Source organism: Halomonas eurihalina, from assembly GCF_008274785.1.
GTDB classification, from domain to species: Bacteria; Pseudomonadota; Gammaproteobacteria; order Pseudomonadales; family Halomonadaceae; genus Halomonas; species Halomonas eurihalina.
In genome coordinates this window covers 17,961-44,357 of record NZ_VTPU01000013.1, presented here as the reverse complement: position 1 = coordinate 44,357, position 26,397 = coordinate 17,961, and the positions used below count along the sequence as shown (strand labels likewise).

At 65.5% G+C, this 26,397-nt stretch carries 26 protein-coding genes and 1 other RNA gene; 20 read left to right on the top strand and 7 right to left on the bottom strand.

From position 1 onward, the window contains the following. Positions 1 to 13: 13 nt before the first annotated feature. Positions 14 to 1,687, top strand: a complete 1,674-nt coding sequence (recN, locus tag FZZ93_RS13245; RefSeq protein WP_149322795.1) for a DNA repair protein RecN — start codon at positions 14 to 16, stop codon at positions 1,685 to 1,687. A gap of 80 nt (positions 1,688 to 1,767) precedes the next feature. Here recN and fur read toward each other — a convergent pair whose 3' ends face one another. Beyond that, positions 1,768 to 2,214 (bottom strand): ferric iron uptake transcriptional regulator, encoded by a 447-nt coding sequence (gene fur, locus FZZ93_RS13240; RefSeq protein WP_149322794.1) that lies wholly within the window; start codon positions 2,212 to 2,214, stop codon positions 1,768 to 1,770. Positions 2,215 to 2,286: 72 nt separating this feature from the next. Here fur and FZZ93_RS13235 point away from each other — a divergent pair, with 72 nt between their 5' ends. Next, positions 2,287 to 2,709: an outer membrane protein assembly factor BamE gene (locus tag FZZ93_RS13235; protein WP_223111790.1), complete on the top strand. Its 423-nt coding sequence runs from the start codon at positions 2,287 to 2,289 to the stop codon at positions 2,707 to 2,709. Positions 2,710 to 2,716: 7 nt separating this feature from the next. Here the strand turns inward: FZZ93_RS13235 and FZZ93_RS13230 are convergent, their stop codons facing one another. Together FZZ93_RS13230 and FZZ93_RS13225 are read right to left on the bottom strand one after the other, a co-directional pair. Further along, complete coding sequence (locus FZZ93_RS13230; protein WP_149322792.1) at positions 2,717 to 3,010, bottom strand: RnfH family protein; 294 nt, start codon at positions 3,008 to 3,010, stop codon at positions 2,717 to 2,719. Between the two features lie 10 nt (positions 3,011 to 3,020). Beyond that, positions 3,021 to 3,455 (bottom strand): type II toxin-antitoxin system RatA family toxin, encoded by a 435-nt coding sequence (locus FZZ93_RS13225; RefSeq protein ID WP_149322791.1) that lies wholly within the window; start codon positions 3,453 to 3,455, stop codon positions 3,021 to 3,023. 129 nt (positions 3,456 to 3,584) lie between these two features. Between FZZ93_RS13225 and smpB the strand changes: the two genes are divergently transcribed. From smpB to FZZ93_RS13210, 3 genes are all read left to right on the top strand, one after another. Next, the gene (gene smpB / locus FZZ93_RS13220; protein ID WP_149322790.1) at positions 3,585 to 4,070 is read left to right on the top strand and encodes an SsrA-binding protein SmpB; all 486 of its coding nucleotides are present in this window, start codon (positions 3,585 to 3,587) and stop codon (positions 4,068 to 4,070) included. Between the two features lie 43 nt (positions 4,071 to 4,113). After that, positions 4,114 to 4,492: a transfer-messenger RNA gene (ssrA, locus tag FZZ93_RS13215) on the top strand. Between the two features lie 188 nt (positions 4,493 to 4,680). Beyond that, positions 4,681 to 5,127 (top strand): universal stress protein, encoded by a 447-nt coding sequence (locus FZZ93_RS13210; RefSeq protein WP_149322789.1) that lies wholly within the window; start codon positions 4,681 to 4,683, stop codon positions 5,125 to 5,127. A gap of 100 nt (positions 5,128 to 5,227) precedes the next feature. Here FZZ93_RS13210 and FZZ93_RS13205 read toward each other — a convergent pair whose 3' ends face one another. Beyond that, the gene (locus FZZ93_RS13205; RefSeq protein WP_149322788.1) at positions 5,228 to 6,166 is read right to left on the bottom strand and encodes a LysR family transcriptional regulator; all 939 of its coding nucleotides are present in this window, start codon (positions 6,164 to 6,166) and stop codon (positions 5,228 to 5,230) included. A gap of 260 nt (positions 6,167 to 6,426) precedes the next feature. On the opposite strand from FZZ93_RS13205, the gene rhmD reads away from it, so the two are divergent. The 9 genes from rhmD to FZZ93_RS13160 all read left to right on the top strand — a co-directional run bounded on the left by rhmD (position 6,427) and on the right by FZZ93_RS13160 (position 15,295). Then, on the top strand, positions 6,427 to 7,611 hold the full coding sequence (gene rhmD, locus FZZ93_RS13200; RefSeq protein WP_149322787.1) for an L-rhamnonate dehydratase: 1,185 nt from the start codon (positions 6,427 to 6,429) through the stop codon (positions 7,609 to 7,611). Positions 7,612 to 7,657: 46 nt separating this feature from the next. Further along, positions 7,658 to 7,981 carry an L-rhamnose mutarotase gene (gene rhaM, locus FZZ93_RS13195; protein WP_149322786.1) on the top strand — a complete coding sequence of 108 codons (324 nt, stop codon included), beginning with the start codon at positions 7,658 to 7,660 and terminating at the stop codon, positions 7,979 to 7,981. A 5-nt stretch (positions 7,982 to 7,986) separates the two neighbouring features. After that, positions 7,987 to 8,886, top strand: a complete 900-nt coding sequence (locus tag FZZ93_RS13190; protein ID WP_149322785.1) for an amidohydrolase family protein — start codon at positions 7,987 to 7,989, stop codon at positions 8,884 to 8,886. A 32-nt stretch (positions 8,887 to 8,918) separates the two neighbouring features. Continuing rightward, on the top strand, positions 8,919 to 9,689 hold the full coding sequence (gene lra1 / locus FZZ93_RS13185) for an L-rhamnose 1-dehydrogenase Lra1 (protein WP_149322784.1): 771 nt from the start codon (positions 8,919 to 8,921) through the stop codon (positions 9,687 to 9,689). Positions 9,690 to 9,698: 9 nt separating this feature from the next. Then, on the top strand, positions 9,699 to 10,496 hold the full coding sequence (locus FZZ93_RS13180) for an HpcH/HpaI aldolase family protein (RefSeq protein WP_149322783.1): 798 nt from the start codon (positions 9,699 to 9,701) through the stop codon (positions 10,494 to 10,496). A gap of 90 nt (positions 10,497 to 10,586) precedes the next feature. Beyond that, positions 10,587 to 12,026 carry an aldehyde dehydrogenase gene (aldA, locus tag FZZ93_RS13175; RefSeq protein ID WP_149322782.1) on the top strand — a complete coding sequence of 480 codons (1,440 nt, stop codon included), beginning with the start codon at positions 10,587 to 10,589 and terminating at the stop codon, positions 12,024 to 12,026. Between the two features lie 36 nt (positions 12,027 to 12,062). Further along, on the top strand, positions 12,063 to 13,577 hold the full coding sequence (locus FZZ93_RS13170) for a purine-cytosine permease family protein (RefSeq protein WP_149322781.1): 1,515 nt from the start codon (positions 12,063 to 12,065) through the stop codon (positions 13,575 to 13,577). A gap of 6 nt (positions 13,578 to 13,583) precedes the next feature. Next, positions 13,584 to 13,784, top strand: a complete 201-nt coding sequence (locus FZZ93_RS13165) for a hypothetical protein (protein ID WP_149322780.1) — start codon at positions 13,584 to 13,586, stop codon at positions 13,782 to 13,784. 152 nt (positions 13,785 to 13,936) lie between these two features. Further along, on the top strand, positions 13,937 to 15,295 hold the full coding sequence (locus FZZ93_RS13160) for a GntP family permease (RefSeq protein ID WP_246146220.1): 1,359 nt from the start codon (positions 13,937 to 13,939) through the stop codon (positions 15,293 to 15,295). On the opposite strand, the gene FZZ93_RS13155 is transcribed toward FZZ93_RS13160, so the two are convergent. Both FZZ93_RS13155 and FZZ93_RS13150 read right to left on the bottom strand, forming a co-directional pair. Further along, complete coding sequence (locus tag FZZ93_RS13155; protein ID WP_149322778.1) at positions 15,282 to 18,590, bottom strand: FAD-binding and (Fe-S)-binding domain-containing protein; 3,309 nt, start codon at positions 18,588 to 18,590, stop codon at positions 15,282 to 15,284. The genes FZZ93_RS13160 and FZZ93_RS13155 overlap by 14 nt on opposite strands. A gap of 214 nt (positions 18,591 to 18,804) precedes the next feature. Next, positions 18,805 to 19,134, bottom strand: coding sequence for a DUF952 domain-containing protein (locus FZZ93_RS13150; protein ID WP_149322777.1), 330 nt, complete (start codon positions 19,132 to 19,134; stop codon positions 18,805 to 18,807). Between the two features lie 78 nt (positions 19,135 to 19,212). Here FZZ93_RS13150 and FZZ93_RS13145 point away from each other — a divergent pair, with 78 nt between their 5' ends. The 6 genes from FZZ93_RS13145 to FZZ93_RS13120 all read left to right on the top strand — a co-directional run bounded on the left by FZZ93_RS13145 (position 19,213) and on the right by FZZ93_RS13120 (position 24,598). Beyond that, positions 19,213 to 20,151, top strand: a complete 939-nt coding sequence (locus FZZ93_RS13145) for a LysR family transcriptional regulator (RefSeq protein WP_149322776.1) — start codon at positions 19,213 to 19,215, stop codon at positions 20,149 to 20,151. Between the two features lie 109 nt (positions 20,152 to 20,260). Continuing rightward, positions 20,261 to 21,304, top strand: a complete 1,044-nt coding sequence (locus tag FZZ93_RS13140) for a TRAP transporter substrate-binding protein (RefSeq protein WP_149322775.1) — start codon at positions 20,261 to 20,263, stop codon at positions 21,302 to 21,304. A 54-nt stretch (positions 21,305 to 21,358) separates the two neighbouring features. Continuing rightward, on the top strand, positions 21,359 to 21,850 hold the full coding sequence (locus tag FZZ93_RS13135) for a TRAP transporter small permease (RefSeq protein ID WP_149322774.1): 492 nt from the start codon (positions 21,359 to 21,361) through the stop codon (positions 21,848 to 21,850). After that, complete coding sequence (locus tag FZZ93_RS13130) at positions 21,850 to 23,127, top strand: TRAP transporter large permease (protein ID WP_149322845.1); 1,278 nt, start codon at positions 21,850 to 21,852, stop codon at positions 23,125 to 23,127. The genes FZZ93_RS13135 and FZZ93_RS13130 overlap by 1 nt, the downstream gene beginning before the upstream one ends. 4 nt (positions 23,128 to 23,131) lie before the next feature. Then, the gene (locus FZZ93_RS13125) at positions 23,132 to 23,896 is read left to right on the top strand and encodes a M15 family metallopeptidase (protein WP_187774532.1); all 765 of its coding nucleotides are present in this window, start codon (positions 23,132 to 23,134) and stop codon (positions 23,894 to 23,896) included. Between the two features lie 96 nt (positions 23,897 to 23,992). Continuing rightward, complete coding sequence (locus FZZ93_RS13120) at positions 23,993 to 24,598, top strand: type 1 periplasmic-binding domain-containing protein (RefSeq protein ID WP_187774531.1); 606 nt, start codon at positions 23,993 to 23,995, stop codon at positions 24,596 to 24,598. Here FZZ93_RS13120 and FZZ93_RS13115 read toward each other — a convergent pair. Next, positions 24,582 to 26,387 carry a TRAP transporter permease gene (locus FZZ93_RS13115; RefSeq protein WP_187774530.1) on the bottom strand — a complete coding sequence of 602 codons (1,806 nt, stop codon included), beginning with the start codon at positions 26,385 to 26,387 and terminating at the stop codon, positions 24,582 to 24,584. The two genes, FZZ93_RS13120 and FZZ93_RS13115, sit on opposite strands and share 17 nt — an antisense overlap. Positions 26,388 to 26,397: the final 10 nt, after the last annotated feature.

Genomic DNA, 26,397 nt, shown 5'->3' with positions numbered 1-26,397 from the left:
CGGGGGAAGCATCATGCTGACAGAGCTCGCCATTCGCGATTTCGCCATCGTCGATCACCTGGCGCTCGAGCTGGAGGGCGGCATGACCGCCATCACCGGCGAGACCGGGGCCGGCAAATCCATCCTGCTCGGCGCCCTCGGCCTGTGCCTCGGCGAGCGGGCCGATGCCGGCAGCGTCCGCCATGGCTGCGAGCGCGCCGATCTCTCCGCCCGCTTCGATATCGCCGAGCTGCCGGCCGCCCGGGCCTGGCTCGACGAACGCGAGCTACCAAGCGACGACTGCCTGTTGCGTCGCGTGGTGACCCGCTCCGGCCGCTCCAAGGCTTGGATCAATGGTCAGCCCGCCACGGTGGCGGACCTCAAGGCACTGGGCGACCAGCTGATCGAGATCCATGGCCAGCACGCCCACCAGGGCTTGCTGCGCGAGGAAACCCACCTGCATCTGCTCGACGACTTCGCCAGCCACGACGACGCGGTGCGCGACATGGCGGCGACCTTTTTCGCCTGGCGCGAGAGCCATCAGCGTCTCAAGCGGCTCTCGGAGGATAACGACGAGATTCGTGCCCGCCTCCAGCTATTGCGTTATCAGGTCGAGGAACTCGACCAACTGGCCCTCGCCGAGAGCGAGCTCGAAGGCCTGGAGTCGGAACAGGAAACCCTGGCACACGCCGAGGAACGCCTGCGTGAGGCCCAATTCGCCGCCCAATGCTGCGACAGCGACGAAGGCGGCGCCCTGCCGCTGCTCCACCAGGCGGTAAACCGACTGTCGGCACTACCCGGCAGCGAGCGCGGCGCCCTGGCCGATGCCTTGAGCATGCTGGGCGACGCCTGCATCCAGGTGGAAGAAGCTGGGCGCGAGCTCAATCATTTCGCCGCCGGCGTGGAACTGGACCCTGAGCGCCTGGCCTGGGTCGAGGAACGCCTTGGCGAAGTGCATCGCATCGCCCGCAAGCATCAGGTAGCACCCAATGAACTGGTCTCGCTGCACCAGCGCCTCACCGAGGAACTGGCCGAACTGGAAGGTGGCGACGGCGACCTCGACGCCCTGGTCGCCGAGGTCGAGAACCTGAAACAGGCCTGGCGGCAACGGGCCGAGGCGGTAAGCGCCACACGCCGCAAGGCCGCCCAACGCTTCGGCAAGGCCGTGCAGGAACAACTGGCCTTTCTGGCCATGGGCAAGGCTTCTTTCGATGTCGAGCTGACACCCCGCGACACCCCGTCTCCCGAGGGGCTCGAGCGCGCCCGCTTCACGATCAGCGCCAACCCCGGCCAGCCCGCTCGCCCCTTGACCAAGGTCGCCTCCGGCGGCGAACTCTCCCGGATCAGCCTGGCCATTCAGGTGGTCGCCGCCCAGCACTCCACCACACCGAGTCTGGTCTTCGACGAAGTCGATGTCGGCATCTCCGGGGCCACCGCCGAGGTCGTCGGCCAACTCCTGCGGCGCCTGGGCAAGAGCGGCCAGGTAATGACCGTGACCCATCTGCCCCAGGTCGCCGCCCAGGCCCATCAGCATCTGCACATCGCCAAGCAGGCCGAAGACGAGACCACTCTGACGCACATGGCGTTGCTCGACGAAGCCGGTCGAGTCGGCGAACTGGCCCGCATGCTGGGCGGCATGAAGCTGACCGACCAGACCCTGGCACACGCCCGCGAGATGCTCGACGCCAGTCAGCGCGCCCATCACTGATCGCTCGGACACAAGACGGCACCCCAATCTACTCGATCAGGGCGCCGTCTTCGCTTGCTGTACTCAGCGAGTCAGCTTGCTCACTTCTTGCCGGATGATTCCTGGCGCGTCACCCCGGAACCCTTGGGGCGCACATAGAGCACCAGGGCATGGTCCACGAGTTCATACCCATGCTCTTCGGCGATTTCCTGCTGACGACGCTCGATGGTGTCATCGAAGAATTCGATGATCTCGCCGCTGTCCAGGCACACCATGTGATCATGGTGCTCTTCCTGGGTCAGCTCGAAGACGGCATGACCGCCATCGAAGTTGTGACGAGTCACCAGACCGGCGGTCTCGAACTGTGTCAGCACGCGATAGACGGTGGCCAGGCCAACGTCTTCGCCCGCCTCGAGTAGGGTCTTGTAGACATCCTCGGCGCTCAGGTGGTGTTGTCCCGTGGCGTTCTCGAGAATGTGCAGTATCTTGACGCGCGGCAGGGTCACTTTCAGACCGGCCTTGCGTAATTCATGGTTCTGGTCGGCCATGGTTGCTCTTCGCAGTATCAGGTAGGGTCGGGTATGATCGACCAAAACCACGATAGTGAAGAACAGGCGCAAATGCAAAAGCTGACTCGCACCGTCACCCTTACCGTCGCCCTGACCCTGGTCAGTGGCTGCAGCTATTTCGGCGTGTACAAGCGCGACCTGGCCCAGGGCAACCTGGTGACCCCCGCCATGGCCGAACAACTGCAACCCGGCATGACCCGCCAGCAAGTGGTCAACCTGATGGGCAGCCCGATGCTCGAGGCGCCCTTCGAAGCCCAGCAGTGGGATTACGTCTATCGCCTGGACAAGGCCTATGGCGGCATCGAGCAACGCCGCCTCACATTGACCTTCCAGGGCAACCGTCTGGCAGACATCGAACGGCATGGCGATTTTTCGCGTCCGCCATCGGTCGCCAACGAGCGTGGCATCGGCCCGACGGACTCCGCTATCGAGCAGGCGGGCAATCTGCTCAACGCACGCCCCGGGGAAGACTGACCCGTCCTCAGCCCCGCTTGTCCGCGGCGCGGGACGCCCGTGCCGCCTTGGGATCGATACGCAGAGGCCGGTAGACTTCCACCCGATCGCCCTCTTGCAATATGTATCGCTCCGGGTCGCGCAATGCCTTGCCGAAGATGCCGAGCGCGGCATTCTCGAAGGTCTCGGGCGGCTCATCGGGGAAGTGGCGTGCCAGATTGGCCTTGCGCACTGCCTCGCGGGCAGAGGTGCCCGCGGGCAGCGTCAGGGAAGCGACGCGCTGCCTGCTCGGTAGTGCAAAGGCCACTTCGACGTGGATCATGTCCTGAGCCTCAGCGACCATAGAGCTCATCGGCGCGGCGCGTGAAGGCCTCCACCAACTGGCCCGCCACCTGCTGGAACAACTTGCCGAACGCCATGCCCAGCAGGCGATTGGCGAACTCGAATTCCATCTCCAGGCTGACCTTGCAGGTATCCTCGCCCATGGGCAGGAACAGCCAGCGCCCACGCAGGCGCTTGAAGGGACCATTGACCAACGACAGATCGATGCGCTCGGGCTCCTGCAAATCGTTGCGCGTGGTGAAACTTTGTTCGATACCGGCACGACCCAGCGTCATTTCGCCGACCAGGTGCTCGGCATCCCGTTCAAGCAACCGCGCACGCCGACAGCCCGGCAAGAACTCCGGATAACGTTCGAAATCGTTGACCAGATCGAACATTTGCTGGGGGGTGTGCCGCACCAGGGCGGAACGATTGACCGTTGGCATTGACCTCTCCGCTGACTTCAAGGGGCCCAAGGCGTATCATGAGCGGTTATTTCAGGCCTTGAATGGTATCACGCTTCCCCCCATATCGGAGGGGCAGGCCACCATCGGCAAGACAGAATACGAGGTTCCATGGCCAACAAGAAAGGTAAGGGTCCAGGCAGCAACGCCATCGCCTTGAACAAGAAGGCGCGTTTCGAATACCACATCGACGAGACCTTCGAGGCAGGCCTGGCGCTGGCCGGTTGGGAGGTGAAAAGCCTGCGCGCCGGCAAGGCACAGCTCACCGACACCTACATCCTGGTCAAGAACGGGGAGGCCTGGTTGCTGGGCAGCCACATTACCCCGCTCAACACCGTCAGCACCCACGAGGTGGCCGACCCGACCCGGACCCGCAAGTTGCTGCTGCACCGCAAGGAGATCGCCAGGATCTTCTCGCGAACCCAGGACAAGGGGCACACCTGCGTCCCCCTCAAGCTGTACTGGAAAGGCAGCAAGGTGAAGTGCGAGCTGGCGCTGGTGACCGGCAAGAAGATTCACGACAAGCGAGCCACCGAGAAGGATCGCGACTGGCAGCGGCAGAAGGGCCGCATCCTGCGTGAGCACAACAAGACATAACGCTGTCACACTCATAGCCACTCTGTTAAAATAGCGACGTTACGGGGGCGACATGGCTTCGACGCCGATGACAACCCCTGAGGTGCATGCCGAGAGCGTGATGTATCTCGTAAATCCAACATCACGATTAAATAGTCGCAAACGACGACAACTACGCTCAGGGCGCGCTGGCAGCGTAAAAACTGCTAGCTTCTAGTCCTACCCGGCGGTGATGTGCCCATTCATCACCAAAGGGCACGAGCTCAGACTGATGGGATCGCGGTTGGCTTTGTCCTCGCGTCAATCGTTAAATCTTAGAGGAATCGCGTTTCTGGATCCTGCCCGTCGGAGCCAGCGACGCTAAAGCAAAAGACGGAACTAAGCATGTAGAGCCGATGGGCGAGTGTCGGCGGACGCGGGTTCGATTCCCGCCGCCTCCACCACACAAGCAATGAAAACAGCCACTTACGAGTGGCTGTTTTTGTTTTTGGAGCAGGGCCGCCTTCCCCGCGGCTCCGCGCCGAGCCAAGGCGCAGCTCAGGCGAGCACGTGCGGCATCAATCCCCCTGACGAGATGCGCAACTCCCTCCTAGACTGAAGAGGACATGATCACCGAACGAAGGAGTTCGCCATGTTTCAGTCAATCCTGGTGCCCCTGGATGGTTCGGAGCACTCCCAAATGGCATTGCGTGTCGCCTGCAAGCTAACCCCGCCAACGGGGGCACGCGTCATTCTCTTGCACGTTCCCGAACCGCTGGAGCACGAGCCGCTGCTGGTCTGGGGCATTGGCGCCATCCCCATGGGCTCTACCACGGAACAGCGGGAAAAGGCCGGGCAGTCGCTGCTCGACAAGGCTTCGGAAGAGGCTCGATCCCATGGACTGGACTCGGATGCCATCACGACCAAACTCGCCCACGGCGATCCTCGACAGCTGATCCTGGCCACGGCCAAGGAACAGAACGTCGACGCCATCGTCATGGGCAGCCGAGGCCTGAGCGAGCTCAAGGGGTTGATCGTCGGCAGCATTGCCCACCGCGTCAGCCACGCGGCGAATTGCCGGGTGGTCACCGTCTACTGAATCATCAACCACGGAGTCGGAAAAGCACGAACGCTTTTCCGGCGGCTGCCGCCACGCTTCCCCTGCCCTGCGCGCACAACAAGCGCCTCGCAGGCGCTTCTCAATCCCCGGCGATATCGCGCAGGATGGCGCACAAGTGGCGAACGGGCTCGCTGAGCGCCTCGTTCTTGCGCGTCAGGATGCCGAACGGGGAGAGCGTCTTACCGACCGAAATCGGCAGCGCCTTGATCAGCCCGATTTCGAGATAGTCGCGCAACACCGATTCGGGCATCACCAGCACGCCATCGCTGCGCTTGACCAACTGCAAGGCCGCAAAGATCGACCCGCATTCGATGATGTCGCGCGGCGACATCAGGCCCGCCAGCTCGAATTCTTTTTCCAGAACCTGTCGCGCCGGGCTCTCCAGCGGCTGCAGGATCCAGGGCCAGGCTTCCAACAGCGTCGCCAGCGACAGCGATGCCTCATCGGCCAGGGGATGGTCGTGACGCACCACGGCCAACATCGTCTCGTTGCCCAGTGACTCGAAGTCGAACTGGTTATGCTGAAGCGCAGTCACGTAGCGAGCGATGGCGATATCGATCTTGTTCTGGGCCAGCAGTTCCACGAGCTGGTCACTGGTCTCGCCCAGCAGTCGCACCTGCAACAGCGGACGCTGACGCTTCATCTCGATCACCGCCTCCGCCACCAGATCGGGCGCCGCTCCCATGATGGCTCCCAATACCAATTGCCCCTGGTCGCCCAGTTGATGCCGATGCAGTGACTCGGCGCAGCGGTTCAAGCGGTTCAGTGCACCATGGGCGAATTCGATCAGCACCTCGCCCAGGCGCGTCGGCTGTACACCGCGCGTGGTGCGCTCGAAGAGCCGGCATTCGAAGGTCGCCTCGATTTCACGCAGCATGCGCGTCGCCGCCGGCTGCGACATGTTCAGAGCCCTCGCTACCTGATGCAGGTTGCGGTGCTCATCGAGTAACGCGATCAACAGCAAGTGCTTGTAACGCAGCCGGTTGAGCAGCGCCGCGTGACGCATCGACTCCGACATGACACCTCTCTTTATGCCTGACACCCGGGCTCACGATAACGGGAAGCTATTTCTTCATGACCCATTCGACATTGGTCTAATTCAGCTCCACCCCTCCAGTTTCAAGGACTCTCTGAAGAGCCCATGAAGCCTCGCCTCCACGGCAATTGATAATGAAAAGGTATCACACGGGACGAGCTCTGCATTAGCCAGCCGCCGCTATCGCGCGTATCTATTCCCCCACACCTTTTTCATTCGTCATCCATTGAAGGGACAGCATCATGCCGATGCCCACCATCAAGCACATCCGTGCCTATACCGTCCGCGGCGGCGGCGCCGATTACCACGACCAGGGCGACGGCCACTGGATCGATGGCCAGATATCGACCCCGATGAGCAAGTACCCCGAGTACCGCATGACACGCAAGAGCTTCGGGCTGAATGTGCTCGGCACGCTGGTGGTCGAGGTCGAGGCCAGCGACGGCACTACCGGCTTCGCAGTAACCACCGCCGGCGAGATTGGCGCCTTCATCGTCGAAAAGCACCTGGCACGCTTCGTCGAGGGCCAGCGCGTCACCGACATCGAGCGCATCTGGGACCAGATGTTCCATGCCACCCTCTTCTACGGTCGCAAGGGCGTGGTGCTCAACACCATCTCCGGCGTCGACCTCGCGCTCTGGGACCTGCTGGGCAAGATTCGCCAGGAGCCGGTCCACGCCATGCTCGGCGGTCCAGTGCGTGACGAGCTGACCTTCTACGCGACCGGTGCACGCCCCGATCTGGCCAAGCAGATGGGGTTCATCGGCGGCAAGATGCCGCTCAAACACGGGCCGGCCGAAGGCGATGCCGGGCTCGAGAAGAACCTCGCCCAGCTCGCCGACATGCGCGAACGCGTCGGCAACGACTTCTGGCTGATGTTCGACTGCTGGATGAGCCTCGATGTCAACTACGCCACGCGCCTCGCCCAGGGCGCCCGCGAGTTCGATCTCAAGTGGATCGAGGAGGCCCTGCCACCTGACGACTACTGGGGCTACGCCGAACTCAAGCGCAACGTGCCGACCGGCATGCTGGTCAACACCGGCGAACACGAGGCGACCCGCTGGGGCTTCCGCATGCTGATGGAGATGGAGTGTTGCGACGTCATCCAGCCCGACGTCGGCTGGTGCGGGGGCGTTACCGAGCTGATCAAGATCTCGGCGCTTGCCGATGCCCACAACAAGCTGGTGGTACCGCACGGCTCCTCGGTCTACAGCTACCACTTCGTCGTCACGCGCCACAACAGCCCGTTCGCCGAGTTTCTGATGATGGCCCCCGAGGCCGATGAAGTGGTGCCGATGTTCAACCCGCTGCTGCTCGACGAGCCGGTACCGGAAAACGGCCGCATGCGCACCTCCCGGCTCGACGCCCCCGGCTTCGGCGTGCGCCTGAATCCAGAGAGCCAGTTGGCACGTCCCTACGAGCACTGATCACGACACACTGATCTCGACGAGCATTGACCGGAGAGCGAACGACATGCCGACCCGAGCCCTTCGCATGACCCTGCACCCCGGCCAGGAAGCCGAGTACCGGCGGCGTCACGCGGCCATCTGGCCGGAGCTGGTCACGGCACTGCGCGAGGCGGGCATCGAGGAATATCGCATCTTCCTCGACCCCGAATCGCGTCACCTCTTCGCCATCATGACGTTGGCCGACGATCATCGTGTCGACGACTTGCCGTCACTGCCGGTGATGCAGCGCTGGTGGCACGCCATGGCCGATATCATGGACACCGAACCGGACGCCTCGCCGCAGAGCGTGGCGCTGGATGAAGTGTTCACGCTGCTTCCCGAGGAATGACGACCATGCAAGTGATCGATGCCCATGTGCATTTCTGGCAACTCGATCAGGGCAACCAACCCTGGCTCGAGCGGCCGTCTCCCAACCTGCTCGGCGACTACAGCCCCATGGCCCACGATGTCGGCCCGGCCGAGCTGCGGCGCCAACGTGGCGACATCGAGCTGCTCGGCGCCGTGCACATCGAGGCCGACGCCGTCGATCCGGTCCGGGAGACGCGCTGGCTGGCAACGCTCGACGACGAAGGCCATCCGCCACTGCCTTCGGCGCTGGTCATCGGTGCCGATCTCTCGTCCCCTGAGGCCGCGCGAACACTCGAGGCGCAACTCGAGCACAGCGAGAAGGTGCGCGGCGTGCGCCAGATCCTCAACGTGCACGAGGACCCGCTGTTCGACTACGTGGGGCGGCATTACATGAGCGAGCCGGCCTGGCGCGACAACTTTCGCCTGCTGGCACGCCACGACCTCTCGTTCGACCTGCAGATCTATCCCTCTCAGATGGCACAGGCCGCAGCCCTGGCGGCGGAGCATCCCGACACCCGGTTTCTGCTCAACCACGCGGGCATGTATGTCGACCGCCAGAGTGTCGAAGGATGGCGCGCCTGGCGCGATGGCCTGCGTGAACTGGCCGCACGGGACAACGTCGCCGTCAAACTGAGTGGTTTCGGCATGCTAGATCACCACTGGACGGTCGGCAGCATCCGGCCACTGATCCTCGAAGCGATCGACGCGTTCGGCGTGGAGCGCAGCCTCTTTGCCTCCAATTTCCCGGTGGACGGGCTCTACGCCCGCTACGCCGACATCTGGCACGCCTACGCCGAGATCGTCGCCGATGCCTCGCCCGACGAGCAGCGGGCGCTGTTCGTCGACAACGCCCGACGCCTGTACCGCCTCGCGCCCCATACCTGACATCGCCAAATTCCCGACCTCTGGAGCCCTCCATGCTTCTCAACGACAAGACCGTCATCATCACCGGCGCCTCGCGCGGCATCGGCCGCGCCGCCGCCCTGGAATGCGCCCGCCAGGGCGCCAACCTGGTCATCGGCTACAGCGGCAGCGAAAGCAGCCAGCCACTGGTCGACGAACTGATCGGGGAAATCCGCTCGCTCGGGCGTGATGCCACCTCGGTGGGCGCCCCCGCCGGCGACCCGAATACCGGCGACAAGCTGGTCGATGCTGCCGTCAGCCACTTCGGCAGTGTCGACGTTTTCGTCAACAACGCCGGCATCTGCCCGTTCCACAGCTTCCTGGACATGCCTCGGGACACCTACCTGGAAACCGTCAACACCAACCTCAACGGCGCCTACTTCGCCGTGCAGGCCGCCGCCAACCGCATGAAGGAACAAGGCAACGGCGGCGCGATCATCGCGGTGAGCTCAATCAGTGCGCTGGTCGGCGGCGCCATGCAGACCCACTACACACCGACCAAGGCCGGGCTGCTCTCGCTGATGCAATCCTGCGCCGTCGCCCTCGGTCCCTACGGCATCCGCTGCAACGCCCTGCTGCCAGGCACCATCGAGACCGACATCAACAAGGACGACCTGGCCGACCAGGACAAGCGCGACTACATGATCGGCCGCACGCCGCTGGGCCGCCTTGGGCGCCCGGAAGACATGGCCGGCCCGATCGCCTTCCTCGCCTCCGACATGGCGGCCTACGTCACCGGCGCCTCGCTGCTGGTCGACGGCGGCATGTTCGTCAACCTGCAGTAGGAGACCGGCATGCAACTTCCACGCAATCCCTTCAAGCACGCCCTCGATGGCCAGACACGCTATGGCTGCTGGGCCGGTTTCGGCACCGCCTATGCCGCCGAGATCCTCGCCACCACCGGCTTCGATTGGCTGCTGATCGATGGCGAGCACGCCCCCAACCCGGTGCCGGCCGTACTCGGCCAGCTCCAGGCCGTGGCGCCCTATGACAGCGCCCCGGTGGTACGCGCCGTCAATCATGACCCGGCCCTGATCAAGCGGCTGCTCGACATCGGCACCCAGACCCTGATGGTGCCGATGGTGGATACCGCCGAACAGGCCGAAGCCCTGGTGCGCGCCACGCGCTTCCCACCGCAGGGCATCCGCGGCGTGGGCGGCGGCCTGACCCGTGCAACGCGCTGGGACGCCGTACCCGACTACATCGAAACCGCCCACCAGGAGCTGTGCCTGATCGTCCAGGTCGAGTCACCGCAGGGCATCGACAATGTCGAGGCCATTGCCGCCGTGGAGGGCGTCGATGCCGTCTTCGTCGGCCCTGCCGATCTCTCCACCGGAGTCGGCCATATCGGCAACCCTGGCCATCCCGAGGTACAGGCGATGATCCGTCGCGCCTTCGATGCCGCCCAGGCGGCCGGCAAGGCCACCGGCATCCTCGCACCCGCCGAGCAGGACGCCCGGCGCTATGCCGAGTGGGGCTTCGACTTCATCGCCGTGGGCATCGACATCAGCCTGCTGCGCCAGGCCGCCCTGCAGACCCTGGAGCGCTACAAGCCCGGCGACTCCCGGGCGACACCTTCCGCCACGTACTGAACCGCAACGCCAACGACACACGCGCCGACGACACACGCGACAACGACACACGCACCAACGGCATAACACCACAACGAGAGGAGTCGATTCATGGCCAGCGACATCCAGACCCACCAGAACTACATCAACGGAGCCTTCGTCCCCACCCGCGAACACCTCGAAGTACGCAACCCAGCCAACGGGCAGTTGCTCTCGCGGGCACCGGACTCCTCACCAGACGACGTCGAGCGCGCCCTGGACGCCGCCCGCGCCGCCCAGAAGCCCTGGTCACGCCTGCCCGCCGTGGAGCGCGCCGCCTACTTGCAGCGCCTCGCCGACGAAATACGCCGCGAGGCCAAGTCCCTGGCGCGGATCATCACCGAAGAACAGGGCAAGGTCTCCGGCCTGGCCGAAGTGGAGGTCAACTTCACCGCGGATTACCTTGACTACATGGCCGGCTGGGCACGACGCATCGAAGGCGAGATCATCGAGAGCGACCGCCCCGGCGAGAACATCTTCCTGTTCCGCAAGCCGCTGGGCGTGGTCGCCGGCATCCTGCCGTGGAACTTTCCGTTCTTTCTGATCGCTCGCAAGATGGCCCCGGCACTGGTCACCGGCAACACCGTGGTGATCAAGCCCAGCGAGGAGACGCCCAACAACTGCTTCGCCTTTACTCGCCTGCTCGACCGGATCGGCCTGCCCGAGGGCGTGTTCAACGTGGTCAGCGGCAGCGGCGCCGGTACCGGCAACGCCCTGACGGCAAGTTCGCGGGTCGACATGATCAGCTTCACCGGCAGTGTCGAGACCGGCTCGCGCATCATGCGCGGCGCCGCCGACAACATCACCAAGCTCAATCTGGAACTGGGCGGCAAGGCACCGGCCATTGTCCTCGACGACGCCGATATCGACCTGGCCGTGCAATCGATCCGCGCCTCTCGAATCATCAACACCGGCCAGGTATGCAACTGCGCCGAACGCGTCTACGTGCAGCGCGGCGTGGCCGACGCGTTCACCGACAAGCTCGCTCGCGCCATGGCCGAGACCACCTACGGCGATCCCCTGACACAACCGGATATCGAGATGGGACCACTGATCAACCGGCAGGGGCTGGACAAGGTCGCCGCCATGGTCGAACGCGCCTGTCAGGACGGCGCCGAGACGATCACCGGCGGGCGCGTCGCCGATCTCGGCCAGGGCTTCCACTACCAGCCCACGGTGCTGGCCGGCTGCCACGGCGACATGGACATCATGCGCCGGGAGATCTTCGGCCCGGTACTGCCGATCCAGATCGTCGACGACCTCGATGAGGCGATCCAGCTCGCCAACGACTCCGACTACGGCCTGACCTCCTCGGTCTATACCCGCAGCCTCGCCCACGCCATGCACGCCTGTCGCGAGATCGACTACGGCGAGACCTACATCAACCGCGAGAACTTCGAGGCAATGCAGGGCTTCCATGCCGGCACCCGCAAGTCGGGCATCGGCGGGGCCGATGGCAAGCACGGCCTCTATGAGTACACCCACAGCCACGTGGTCTACCTCGAGACCTGAGCCCCGACACCCCAATAACAACAGGAGGGACTCGCCATGGGCGCGACATCCCATGAAACACCGGCCGCCTCGGCCCCGCGCAGCGAGTACGAGCGCCAGCCCGTCCCCGACGAGGCACGCCTGGGATTCAAGAGCTTTCTTGGTATGTATGCCGGCGAACACACCGCCGGCACCGAGCTGATGATCGGCCCGCTGTTCGTCCTGGCGGGCGTGTCGGCCTTCGACGTGGTGATCGGCCTGCTGATCGGCAATGCGCTGGCGGTACTGAGCTGGCTGTTCCTCACGGCCCCGATCGGAACCCGGGCACGGCTGACGCTCTATTACCATCTCGAGAAGATCGCCGGACGCTACACGGTCATCCTCTACAACCTGGCCAACGGCCTGGCGTTCTGCTTCCTCGCCGGCGCCATGATCACCGTCTCCGCCACCGCCGTGGGCGTCTGGTTCGGCTTCCCGCTGCCGACCCTGGCGGACATGACACCGAACAGCATCGGCTGGGTACTCAGCGTGCTCGGCGTCGGCATCATGATCACCATCGTGGCGGCCTACGGCTACCGTTTCGTGTCCTGGTTCGCCAACATCGCCGCCCCCTGGATGGTCCTGATCTTCCTGGGCTTCGGTATCGTCTCGCTGAAGTGGTTCATCGACGCCACGGGGACGAGCGTCGCTTCAGCCGGCGATCTGTGGCAACTGGCCGAAACGGCGATCTGGACCGGTGTGCACGTGCCCGGACAACCGGACTTCACCATCTGGCATGTCATCTTCTTCGCCTGGTTCGCCAACATGGCCATGCACATCGGCATGTCCGACCTGTCGGTACTGCGTTTCGCGCGCAAGAGCTGGTACAGCATCGCCGCGGCGGCGGGGATGTATGTCGGCCACTTCATGGCCTGGCTGGCGGCCTCCATGCTGTTCGCCTTCCAGATGTACGACGCCGGCCTGAGCAGCGAGGCTGCCGTGATCGCCGCCGCGGAAGCCGGTCGGATACCGGACCCGCTCCCCGGCCCTCTGGCCGATCAGGCACTGGGCGTGGCGGGGCTGATCTGCGTGATCATCGCCGGCTGGACCACCGCCAACCCGACCATCTACCGCGCCGGGCTCGCCTTCCAGGCCGTCATCCCAAGGGTCTCGCGGTTCCATGTCACGATCGGCACGGGGCTGCTGACCACCTTCGTGGCGATGTTCCCTGGCGTGGCGATGCAGTTGCTGGGCTTCGTTGCCTTGTACGGCCTGCTGCTGATGCCGATCGGCGCGGTGATCGTCATCGACTACTGGCTGCTTCCGAAACTCGGCCTGAAGAGCTTCTACGCCGAATACGCGGGGCACCGACTGACCATCCCGGCACTGGGTACCTGGCTGGTCACCCTGGCGATCTGCCTGATGCTGGTGAGGCTCGCCGACATCGAGATCTTCTTCGTGGCCCTGCCTGGCTGGTTCATCGCCGCCGCGCTGTTCACCGGTCTGAGTTTCCTGGCTCAGCGGCGACAGGCAGCACATGTCATGACCACGACCGCCCCGGGCGGCTCGACCACCACCGCAACGAGGGAGTGACTCGCCATGCGCACGATTCTCCAGATCCTCTCGATCTCGATGCTCGTCCTGACGGTACTGCTGCCGAGCCTGTACCTGTTCGATGCCTTGGGCGAAGTCGCGATGAAATGGGCGCTGCTGTTCGTCACGCTCGTCTGGTTTGCCGTCACGCCCCTGTGGATGGGGCGTCGACAACCAGCATCCCGGCGCGGGCACCGCGGCTCATGACCCGCTAACCGATGCGTGCGGCTCGGTCTCGGCAATCGCGCCGAGGCTCGAGCTCGCCGCTCCCCCAAGCATTCCCTCACGACATGGAGACCGGTCGCCCCGGTCTTCACGGGCAGGCTCACTCCAACAACGACCACGCGAGAGTTCACGCCATGGAAATTCTGCACCTTGCGATCGCCATATCGCTCATTCTGCTCCTGATCCTCTACGCCAAGCTGAACCCCGCCATCAGCCTGATCATCGGCAGCCTCTACCTCGGCCTCGCCATGGGACTCGGCATGACCGACACCGTGGACGCCATCAGCGGCGGTTTCGGCGATATCATGGCCGGCATCGGCCTGCCCATCGGCTTTGGGGTGATCATCGGCCAATTGATGAGCGACTCCGGGGCCGCCCACAAGATCGCCCACACCCTGGTGAAGAGTGCGCCACGCGGTGCGGGGCTCTACGCCCTTGGGCTGACCGGTTTCCTGCTCTCGATCCCGGTCTTCTTCGACGTGACCTTCGTGATCCTAGTGCCACTGGGCGTAGCGCTGGCCAAGACGCTCGGTCGACCACTGCCCTATGCCGTCGGCGCCCTGGTCATCGGGGCCGCCACCTCGCACACCATCGTGCCGCCGACCCCCAACCCGCTGGCGGCGGCCACCATTCTGGACTTCGATATCGGCGTCATGACCTTCGCCGGCCTGGGCGTCGGCCTGGTCACCGCGCTGGTGGTGATGAAGCTCTACTTCCTGATTCTCGACCGTGGCATCTGGAACGCCCGCACGGACGAACTAGGCGTCGCCACGGTCGGTGGCAGCGACTCGACAGCACCGGCCGATTTCGACCGGATCCCGCTCTGGCAGGCCCTGTTGCCGATCGCCCTGCCGATCCTGCTGATCCTCAGCGGCACCCTCTATGATTACTGCCAGCAGTTGGGGGTGCTGGCCGGCAGCGAGCTCCCCGCCTTCGTGGCCTTCATCAGCGACCGGATCGTCGCGTTGATGGCCGGTGCCCTGGCCGCCTATGCCGTGGCCTCGCGCAGCATGAACCGTGACGAGCGTGACACCGCCGCCGCCACTGGCCTGCAGACCGCTGGCATGGTCCTGCTGGTCACCGGTGCCGGCGGTTCGCTGGGCAGCGTGATCGAGGCCACCCAGATCGGCCAGACGCTGGTCGACAGTGTCTTCCGCGAAACCCAGTCGCCGCTCAGCATGATTCTGCTCACCTATGGCCTGGCGGCGATCTTCCGTATCGCCCAGGGCTCGGGCACCGTCGCCGGCATCACCGCCATGACGATCATGGCCGGTGCTGCCTCCACCGGTGTGGTTGATCCGATCTGGATCGCCCTGGCAGCCCTGTCGGGCGGCATCAGCATCGGGCACGTCAACGACAGCGGCTTCTGGATCACGACACAGCTCGCCGGCTTCAGCGTGCGGGGCGGGTTCAAGACCTACACGCTCGGCGAGGCCATGGTGTCACTGATGATTCTGGGACTGACGCTGATCGGTGCCTTCATCTGGGGGTAAGCCTTCTTCGCAACTCGCCCAACAGCGCCTGCAGCGGGTGCGGCAGGGCCTGATCGGAGAGGCGCCGGACCTGGCTGCGGCAGGAGTAGCCGGTCGCCAGCAGGCGGCCGGCGTTGGCGTCGTCCTCGACGACCTTCTGCCAGGACTGGCTGTAGATGGTCTTCGAGGTGTCGAGGTTGCGCGCCTCGTGACCATAGGTGCCAGACATGCCACAGCAGCCGGTACTGACCGGCTCGAGCGCCAGGCCGAAGGCGGCGAACACCTGCTGCCAGGCACCGGGCGAGCCCGGTGCGGTGGTCTTCTCGGTGCAGTGGGCAAGAAGCTTATAGGCCGCCGGGGTGTCGTCGTCCCGGCGAACCGGGGCGAGGCGCGGGGCCAGGGTCACCAGCCACTCCTGCAGCATCAGTACCTCGGGCACGGCATCCGGGCCCAGCGCCTGCACGTATTCCTGGCGATAGGTCAGGGTCATGGCCGGGTCGATACCCACCAGAGGGACGCCGAACTCGGCCAGCGTCTTCAGTCGACTGGCCTGCTTCTCGGCGGTTCGCTCGAAGGCGCCCAGGAAACCCTGGACATTGAGCGGCTTGCCATTGGGGGCAAAGGGCGCGACGAACACCTTGATATCGAGGCGGCTGAGCAGCTCGACGACATCCATCACCAGCCTGGCCTCGAAGTAACTGGTGAAAGCGTCCTGGACGAGCACCACACTGCGGGCCCGCTGGGCCTCGGTGAGCAGCCCGAGCGAGGTGGGCGTCGCCTCGGCCACGCCCCAGGCAGCGAGCTGTCGCTTGAGATTGGCGCGGGACAGCCGCGGGCTGTCGACCATGCCGATGGACCCGGCCAGCAGGCGGTCCACCAGTCGGTTGCCCAGGGCGGTGTTGTAGAGCGGCGCGACCCGGGAGAGCGTCGGCACCATGAACTCCAGCCCGCCGATCAGATAGTCGCGCAGCGGCCGCAGATAGCGACCGTGGTAGACCTCCAGAAAGCGCGACCGGGAGTCGGGCACGTTGACCTTGACCGGGCACTGGCCGGCGCAGGACTTGCAGGCCAGGCAGCCGGCCATGGCGTCGTAGACCTCGTGGGAGAAATCATCTTCCCGGCTGCGACGCAGGGTGTTGAAGGTGCGCTGCGGCAGGTCGCGGACGAAGCCCCAGGCTCCTTCGGCCTTCTTCCTGCGGGACTCTTCCACCAGATCGACGCCGGCCCCGCCCTGCAGGCGCAGCCACTCGCGGATCAGGCTGGCACGCCCCTTGGGCGAGTGGCGGCGATCGCGGGTGGCCTTCCACGACGGGCACATGGCGTCATCGGGATCATAGTTGTAGCAGGCGCCGTTGCCATTGCAGTAGACGGTGGCCGCATGGGCCTGCCAGGCCCCTTCATCGATGGTGCGGTCATGCTGGCCGCGGGTGGGCACGCCATCGATGGCCAGGAGTCCAGGATCGAGCAGCTTGACCGGTTGCGCCTCGGAGGCCTCCGACGCGGCGATACTTTCCGTGCCAGCCGTATCGGGGCCAGGACGGCGCGAAGGCGCTGTGACCCCCTCCCTGGGCGCCACATTTGCCATCCCTGGCAAATGACCTTCGCTACGACCCGCCCCCGATGCCCCACCTCTGGAGAAGGGCTGGTCGGGTATGTCGCCGCCGGGCGTCGCGATCTTGCCCGGGTTGAGCTGGTTGTGCGGGTCGAAGGCGGCCTTGACCCGTTGCAGACTGGGATAGAGGGCGCCGAAGAACGTCGGCGCGTACTCCGAGCGCACACCCTTGCCGTGCTCGCCCCACAGTAGACCATGGTACTTGTGGGTCAGCTCGGCGACCTCGTCGGACACCTCGCGGATCAAGCGCTCCTGCTCTGGATCCTTCATGTCGATGGCCGGACGCACGTGGAGCACCCCGGCGTCGACATGACCGAACATGCCGTACTGCAGGCCGCGGGCGTCGAGGGCGGCGCGAAACTCACCGATGAAGTCCGCCAGATGTTCCGGCGGCACCGCCGTGTCCTCGACGAAGGGAATCGGGCGCTTTTCCCCCTTGGCGTTACCGAGCAGGCCCACGGCACGCTTGCGCATGCCGTAGACCCGCTTGATGGCGTCGCGGCCGGAGGCCAGGGTGTAGCCCAGCCGCTCGACGCCGGCATCCTCCTCGAGATGACGGCAGAAGGCCGCGACCCGCTCATTCAGCCGTTCGGGGTCGTCGTCGTTGAACTCCACCAGGTTGATGCCACGCACCGGCGTCTCGCCCGACGGAAAGAACTCGGCCACGCTGTCCCAGATGAAGTCTTCCATGGCCAGCAACAGCACGGTGTCGTCCACCGTCTCGATGGAAGTCGGCGAGGCATCGAGCGCCTGTGGCTGGCCGGGTGATGAGCCCATTAGTGCCTTGGCGTCGCGCAAGGCATCCATGAAGCCGGCATAGCGTACGTTGACCAGCGTCGAATGCGCCGGGATCGGCAGCACCTTGAGCACCGCCTCGCTGGTGAAGGCCAGCGAGCCCTCGGCACCGCACAGCAGGCTGTTCATGTCGAGGCGGCCCTGATCATCGCGCAGGTGCGCCAGGTCGTAGCCGGTCAGGCAGCGATTGAGGGGCGGAAAGGTGTCGCGAATCCGCTCGGCCTGGGTGTCGATGATCTCGCGGGCGGTGCGATAGGCCCGGCCGGTGGCATCATCGCGCGCGCACAGCGACTCGAGCTCGCCATCGCTCACCGGGCGACTCACCAGGCGCTCGCCGCCCAGCAGCAGGCTGTCGAGCTCCAGCACATGATCGCGTGTCTTGCCGTACTCGCAACTGCCCTGGCCGCTGGCGTCGGTGGCGATCATGCCGCCGATGGTCGCCCGGTTGGACGTGGAAAGTTCCGGGGCAAAGAACAGCCCGTGGGGCTTGAGCGCCGCGTTGAGCTGGTCTTTGACCACCCCGGCCTGGACGCGCACCCGGCGGTTCTCCACATCGATGTCGAGGATGCGGTTCATGTGCCGGGAAACATCCACCACCAGGCCATCGGTGAGCGACTGGCCATTGGTGCCGGTACCGCCACCGCGAGGCGCCAGCACCACCCGACGATGCTCCACCTGACCGGCGAGGTGAGCGATGCGTTGGAGATCCTCGCCGTGGCGAGGATAGAGCACCGCCTGGGGCAGGCGCTGGTAGATGGAATTGTCGGTGGCCAGCACCGTGCGATCGGCATAGTCAGGGGCGATCTCGCCCTCGAAACCGGCCGACTTGAGGGCTTCGAGGAAGCGCAGGTAGTCGGTCCCCAGCTCCGGAAGGATGGACGAGTCAGCGGTATCCAGTCGTGCAATCATGTGTCAGGGCGTTCTCTGAAAAATGAGAGAAGAAGGTATGGCGACATTGCCCGGAGAATTGCCAGGCATCATCTCTCAGCACCGGTATGCTACCGATTGTACATGCAGGGGGGACTGATGATGAGTGGCAGGCTAGCCCGCCAGCTCGAGCCGCAAGGAGAACAGCGGTGTGGGCATATGATCGCCTCGGGGCGGCCTTGATGCGGGCGCAGGATCAGCGTTCCAGCAACCCCGCCTCGACGCGACGCACCGCCACCACCGCCTCGGTCGGCAGGCCCTCGATACGCGCCAGGGGCCTCGGCCAGGGCTCATCGTCGGTCGGCTCGCGCCATTCGATGTGCTCGGCGAAGCCGCTCGGGTCCACCTCGAGTATCAATGGCCGCTCCTCCCTGGCGAAATAGCGGCGTGCCGTATCGGCCACGGCCGCGGCAACATTCAGGTGCACGCCGTCGGCCCGGTGGTCATTGCCACAACGCGACACCACGCCGGAACGACATGCCGCTTCCCAGGTCGCCTCCGGTAACACGCGATACAATGGCTCCATACCCGCCTCCCTGACCCATGGCTTTCGCCTTGAGCGTAGCGGGTGGCGCTACCATCCACCAGATGTCATGGAGTCCCGATGCTCAACCAGCGTGCCCTGGCCTATCTCAGCGAGGTGATTCGCCGCGGCTCCCTGCGCGGCGCGGCCACGCATCTGCATGTGGATGTCTCGGCCATCAGCCGGCGGATCAAGCTGCTCGAGGAGACGCTCGATGTCGCCCTGCTCGAACGGCATGCCGGCGGCGTCAAACCCACCGAGGCGGGACGCCTGTTGGTCGATCACCATCATGCCCAGCGCAGCGCCGAAGATGCCGTGATCTCCCGGCTTCGTGCCTTGCAGCAACTGGTCAGCGGCCAGGTACGCATCGCGGTGGGCGAGGGCTTCATCGCCGACTTGATCGACGCACCGCTGCAGACCTTCATGACCGCCTACCCCGGCATCGACATCGCCGTGGAAATGGCCGGCGTCAACGAGGCCATGGCGCTGGTCAAGGCCCGCGAGGTGGATCTCGCCCTTCTCTATGCGCCGCCCATCGATCCGCAGTTGCATTGCCACGTGGAGACCCGCCAACCACTGGACCTGATCGTACCGACGGGCCACCCGCTGGCCGATCGCACCACACCGGTCTCGTTGCACGAATTCGCCGACTGGCCCCTGGCCTTGATGGACAATCCTTTCGGCATGCGCCAGATGGTCAACGCCGTGGCTCACCAGGAGCGACTGCACCTGCACGCCCGGCTGCACACCAACTCGGTGGCGGTACTCAAGAACTTCGTCCGCTCGGGCATCGGCGTGACCTTCATGCCGGAACTGACCGTGGCCGAGGAAATCCAGCAAGGCGACATCGCCGTGCTGCCGCTGGCCCACAAGGTGCTGAACGGTGCCCGTGCGCAGATCGTCAGCCGCGCCGATCGAGAACTGACCGTGGCCGGCCGCGCCTGTCTGGACCACCTGAGACACGGCATGCGCTTCTTCCAGGACGATGCCCCCAGGTTGCTGAACCTTGCGTTGTCATAAAGGCAACGCCAATGGGTTTGAATAGTCAACGAGACAACGCCTAGTCTCATTCCATGCCGGTCGTTCATCGACACGCGCTATCCCAACAACAACCCCGCTGGAGAATCCCATGGCTGTCTTCCGTCCCACTGCCTTGCGCCCCGCGTCGCTCTTCGCCGCCTGCCTGTTGGGCGCCGCCACCCTGAGCGGCAGCGTCCAGGCCGCTACCACCGTCAATCTCGGCTACAACGGCGCTCCGGATCCCGAGAAGAACGCGGTGCATGTCTTCGCCACCGACCTCAAGAAACGGGTCGAAGAGAAGACCGACGGCGAGATCGAGATCAAGCTCTACCCGAACAGCATGCTCGGCGAAGAACAGGAACGCATGGAACAGGTCATGAGCTCGCCCGGGCTCAACATCGCCTCCTTCGCCGGCATGTCGCCGGTCGTGCCCGAAATCTACGTCAGCGCCATCCCCTTCCTGTTCGACGATTTCGACGATGCCCGCCAGTTCTTCGATGAAGGCGAGTACTGGCAGGCGGTGGAGAACGATCTGCGCGAGCGGGCCGGCCTGGAACTCCTCGCGGTGGTCGAGGAAGGCGGCTTTCTGGCCTTCACCAACGACAAGCGTCCCATCGCCTCGCCGGACGACTTCGAGGGCCTGCGCTTCCGTGCCATGGACCCGAGCCAGGTGGCACTCTACGAGGCCTTCGGGGCTTCCGGCACGCCGATTCCCTGGACCGAGGTCTACATGGCCTTGAAGACCGGCGTGGCCGACGGTCAGATGAACCCGCCGATGTACATCATCCTCGGCAGCCTCTATGAAGTGCAGGATTACCTGACCCTGGCCAACATCCAGTATTCGGACCAGTTCCTGGTCGGCAACGCCGCCATGATCGATGGCTGGGACGAGGCAATGCGCAGCGCCTTCCAGGAAGCCGTGGCCGAAGCGAATCAGATGGCCCGTGACCACAACGAGGCCAGGGTGGATGAGCGCATCGCCTACCTGGAAGAACAAGGCATGGAGATCATTCGCCCCGACGAGGAACAACTGGCCGCCTTCCGCGAGCAGGGGCAACCGGCCTACCTCGACTGGCTCGAGCAGCAGGACATCGCGCCCCGCTACGTCGACATGGCCCTCGAGGACGCCGGCCTGACCACGCAAAGCGAATGACGCCTCACCCTGGCCCGGGCGTGCACCGCCCGGGCCTGCCGCACGGAATCCCCTATGCTCCCGCACCTATCCCGATTGCCGGACCTGACCCGGCGGGCCGCCCTGACGCTGGCCGGCAGCCTGCTGCTCATCGACCTTCTGGCGATGCTGTATGGCGTCTTCATGCGCTATCTGGCCGGCGGCGCCCCGATCTGGACCGATGAACTGGCCCGTTACCTGATCATCGGTGCCGTCATGCTGGCGGCCGGCGCCGTCTGGGTCGAGGGCGGCCACATGCGCGTGGCGCTCATCGAGAGATTGCTGCCACGCCCCCTGTGTCGACTCATCAACCTCTATCAATGGCTGCTGACCCTGACGTTGGCCGTGGCCGGCGCGATTTTCAGCTACCGCTACGCGCAATCGGTGTCGATGTTCACCAGCCAGGGACTCGGCATCAGCCGCACCATCCCGGTGATGGCCCTGCCGACCGGCTTCGCCCTGCTGGCCTGGCAGGCCCTGTGGCATGGCCCGGCGCCGCTGCCGACGCTGGAGGAGCCGTCATCATGATGACCTTGACCATGTTCGCGGTCTTCCTGGCGCACGTGCTGCTCGGCCTGCCCCTGTTCATCGCGCTGCTGGCCACCGCTGCGGTCGGCTTTTTGTTCGTCGACCCGGCGATGATCCCGCGCATGATGCCCCAGCAGTTCTTCGGCGGCATCAACGCCTTCTCGCTGATGGCCATTCCGCTGTTCATCCTCGCCGGCAACCTGATGAACGCCAGCCGCCTCACCGATCGGCTGCTGACGCTGGCCCGGCTGCTGGTCGGCCACCTGCGCGGCGGCATGGGCCACGTCAACGTGGTCTCCAGCGTGTTCTTCGCCGGCGTCAACGGCTCGGCGGTGGCCGATACCTCGGCGCTGGGGTCGCTGCTGGTCCCCCCCATGCGCAAGGAGGGCTATTCCACCGCCTTCGCCGCCGGCCTCACCGCAGGCAGCTCATTGATCGGCCCGATCATTCCTCCCAGCATCTTCATGATCCTCTACGCTTCGCTGACCAACACCTCGGTCGGCGATCTTTTCCTGGCCGGCGTGATCCCCGGCCTGCTGCTGGGCGCCGCCTTCATGGCCATGAATGCCTGGTACGCCCGACGCCGCGGGCTCGAGAAGCGAGGCAGCTGGCCCGGCGGCGCCGAGCTGGGACGCGCCACCCTGGGCGCCCTACCAGCCCTGATCGCGCCTTTCATCATCGTCGCCGGCATCGTCATGGGCCTGGTCACGCCCACCGAATCCGGCGCGCTCACCGCACTCTACGTGGCACTCTACGGCCTGGCGATGGGCAATCTCGGACCTCGCGACTTCTGGCGCGCCATCGTCGAGACCACGCGCCTGACTGCCGCCATCTTCATCATCATGGCCGCCTCGGCCACGGTCAGTTGGCTGCTCTCCTACGCCCAGGTTCCGAGCCAGTTCGTCGAGCTGCTGACGCCCTACATCGAACAGCCCGTGCTGATCCTGCTGCTGCTCAGCGCCATCACCTTCGTCACCGGCATGTTCATGGAAGAAGTCTCGGCCCTGATGCTGCTCACCCCCATCTTCGCACCGGTGGCGATGATGGCGGGCATCGACCCCGTTCACCTGGGCATCATCATCACCCTCAACATCACCATCGCCCTGATCACGCCGCCCATGGGAGCCTGTGTGTTCGTGGCAGCGGCGGTCAGCCGACTGGAGATCACCGCCCTGTTCCGCACCATCTGGCCCTTCGTGGTCACCGCCTTGCTGGTGCTGGCGGCCCTGATCCTGTTCCCTTCGCTCACCCTGTGGCTCCCGACGACTCTTGGATGACCCGATGACCCGATCCGATCCCGACATCCCCCACGCCGACACGCCGATTCCCCATCGCGCCGAGCCCGACTGGGCAGCAGTCAGCCAAGTGTCGATCGACGGCAGCAACGAACCCCTGGTGCCGATGAGCCTGGCACCGCCACCGATCAAGGTCTTCCCGGCCTACGCGCGTATGGGCATCCCCGGTGCGGTCGACGAATGCTATGTTCGCGAGGGCGTCTATCGGCGCCTGCTGGCGGTGGCTCGCTCCCTGCCCGAAGGCTTGAGCCTGCTGGTGCTGGATGGCTGGCGGCCCTGGCGGGTCCAGCAGTACCTGTTCGAGACCCTGCAGGCCACGATCCAGACCAATCATCCCGAACTCGACGAGCAGGCGCTGCTGGTGCGTACTCGCGAATTCGTCGCCCAGCCCAGCACCGAGCCGACAGCGCCCAGCCCGCACCTCACCGGCGGCGCCGTGGACGTGACCCTGTGCGATGTCGACGGCCTGCCGCTGGACATGGGCACGCTGTTCGACGAGGCCGTTCCCGCCTCCCATGCCGATGCGCTGGAGGGAGATCCGGGGCAGGACGATGCCTGGCGCCGAGCCCGGGACAACCGTCGCCTGCTCTATCACGCCATGCATGCCGAGGGCTTCACCAACCTGCCCAGCGAATGGTGGCATTTCGATCTCGGCGACCAGCTATGGGCCCACTACGGGGAGTACGCCAGCGCGCGTTACGGCCCGGCGGAACTGGACACCATCGAAAGCCGCTGGCGACGTCAGCTCTGATATGGCATCGGGGACAAACGCCGTCGACGAGGGGCTAGGCTATACTGGCAGCCCCCACAACGGCACCACGACACCGATACCGACACCGAGAGCCTCATGATGCGATTCGCCACCCTCGGCCCCGACGACAGCAACCACGCCCTGATCCTGCGTCGCTACCTCGCGGAGCGCGGCCTGGAGCACGCATCGATCACGCTGGTCGACGACTTCCCCTCGGCCTTCGAATCCCTGGTGGCCCGGCAGCTCGACTATGTGCTGCAGGTCACGGCCCATCCCGCTCACGCCGACTGCGTGGGCCGCTACATGCACCGCGCCTTTCCGGTCGACAGCTTCATCGCCGCCAGTCGACCGCTGGCCATCGTGGCGCGCCGGGATCGCCCTCACCCGCGTTCGCTGGCCTTACAGCCTGCGACTCGGCACTACACCGATCTCGCCAACTGGCCGGAACAGCGCGAAATGCCGACCATCGTGGCCGTGGCCGAGGCGGTTCTCGACGGCGAGGTGGATGCCGGTCTCATGGCCGAAGAAATGGTCGAGCGCCATGCCGACAGACTACGCCTGGTCAGGCCGCTGGGCGCCGCCCTGGACACCTGGGTGCTGTTCGGCCACCGCCCGCTCGACCGAGGCCCCATGCTATGGCCCGGGGCCCCGATCACCGAGTATTTTCGCGACGCCTGCCAAGCGCCTAGCCCAGGAAGATGACTGCCAGGCCGGCGACCACCAGCACGAGGCGCCAGACGGGCGAGCGACGTGCGATCAGCCCATAGGAGATCGCCAGCAGCCCCACCCCGACCAGGCCGGTCTCGGCCAGCGCTCGCCAGGGCGCATCCGCCAGGTGGATGATGCCGGGCCTTGCGACCATCGCCAGCGGAATCAGATACAGCCCGACCCCCAGCGACATCGCGCGCAGGGCGACCTTGATCCAACTTTCGCCGGCCATGCCGGCAGCGATGAAGACCCCGCCGCAGACCGGCGGCGTGATGGTCGAGAGCAGGGCATACCAGAACACGAACAGGTGGGCGAGCAAGGGCGGCAATCCCAGCTCGGTCAATGCCGGCCCGGCCACCGACACGCAGATCACATAGGCCGCGGTGGTGGGTACCTCCATGCCCAGCACCAGGCATGCCAGGGCGGTGAGCAGCAACGCCGGCCACAGGGCGCCCCCGGACAGCGAGAGGATCGCCGAGGTGACCTTAACGCCGAGCCCAGTCATCGCCAGCACCCCGATGACCAGCGACGCGCAGATGATGATCGCGCCGATGGTCGCCACCTGGCGTCCGGCGAGCACCATGGCCTCGGCCAGTCGCGCGAAAAGGCCGCGCCATGACGGCACCAGGCGTGAATCCAGCCACAGCAGCGCCGCCCCGACGAAGATCGCCAGGCTGGCGGCATACTGGGGCGTGTTGCCGGCATGGAAGATCCGCTCGAGCAGCACCGCAAACGGCACGGCGAAGAACAGCCCCGTCATCCACACTTCGCGCAAGGCGGGCCGGTCCTCGTCCGCCACCGGGCGAAGGTCATGGCGTGTGGCATAGGCGTTGATACCCATCCACACCGTGGCGAAATAGAGCAGCGCCGGCAGCATGGCGGCGGCCATGATATCGGTATAGGGCGTACCGGTGAGCTCCACCATCACGAAGGCACCGGCCCCCATCAACGGCGGCATGATCTGCCCACCCGAGGACGCCACCGCCTCGACGGCGGCAGCCAGCGCCCGCGGATAGCCCAGGCGCGTCATGGACGGGATGGTGATCGCCCCCGTGGAGGCCACATTGGCCGACGCCGACCCCGAGATGGACCCCATCAATGCCGAGGACACCACCGAGACCTTGGCCCCGCCACCGGTCAAGCGGCCGGCGACCAGGCCCGCCAGGTTCATGAAGCCCTTGCCGGCCTCGCCGGCATTGAGCACCGCCCCGAAGATCACGAAGATCGCCACCACCCCGACGCTGACGCCGGTCAGCTTGCCCCAGAGGCCACCCTCGGCGATGGTCAGCGAACCGACCAGGCTGGCCGCCGGCAGCCCCGGATGCCCGAACTCCCCCGGCACGTACTGGCCGAAGAAGGCATAGAGCAGGGCCACCGCCGCCACCAGCGGCAATGGCCAGCCGATGGCCCGACGCGCGGTCTCCAGGGCCAGCACGATCAGAAAGCCCCCGATGACCATCTGCAACGGCGTATCGATGAAACCGTACTGCCCGGACAGTGCCTGCTCGTTGACGGCGATCCAGACACAGGCCGCCACGCCGAGCAGGGTCAGCGCCCAACCGCTCCAGCGCTGCCAGGGCGTGCGCGCGGCGAACACCAGCACCCAGGGCAGGATCAACGCCATGTGCAGCGGACGACTCACCAGCGCCGGAGTCAGCCCGTAGAAGATCAGGCCGAGGTGGAAGACGACCGAGAGCGCGCCCAGCCCGACCCATGGCAGGCGGACGCCGGGACTACCGGACGCTGCCGCCTCGGCGGCATGAGATGAAGAAGTGGAAGACATGAGGCGTTCA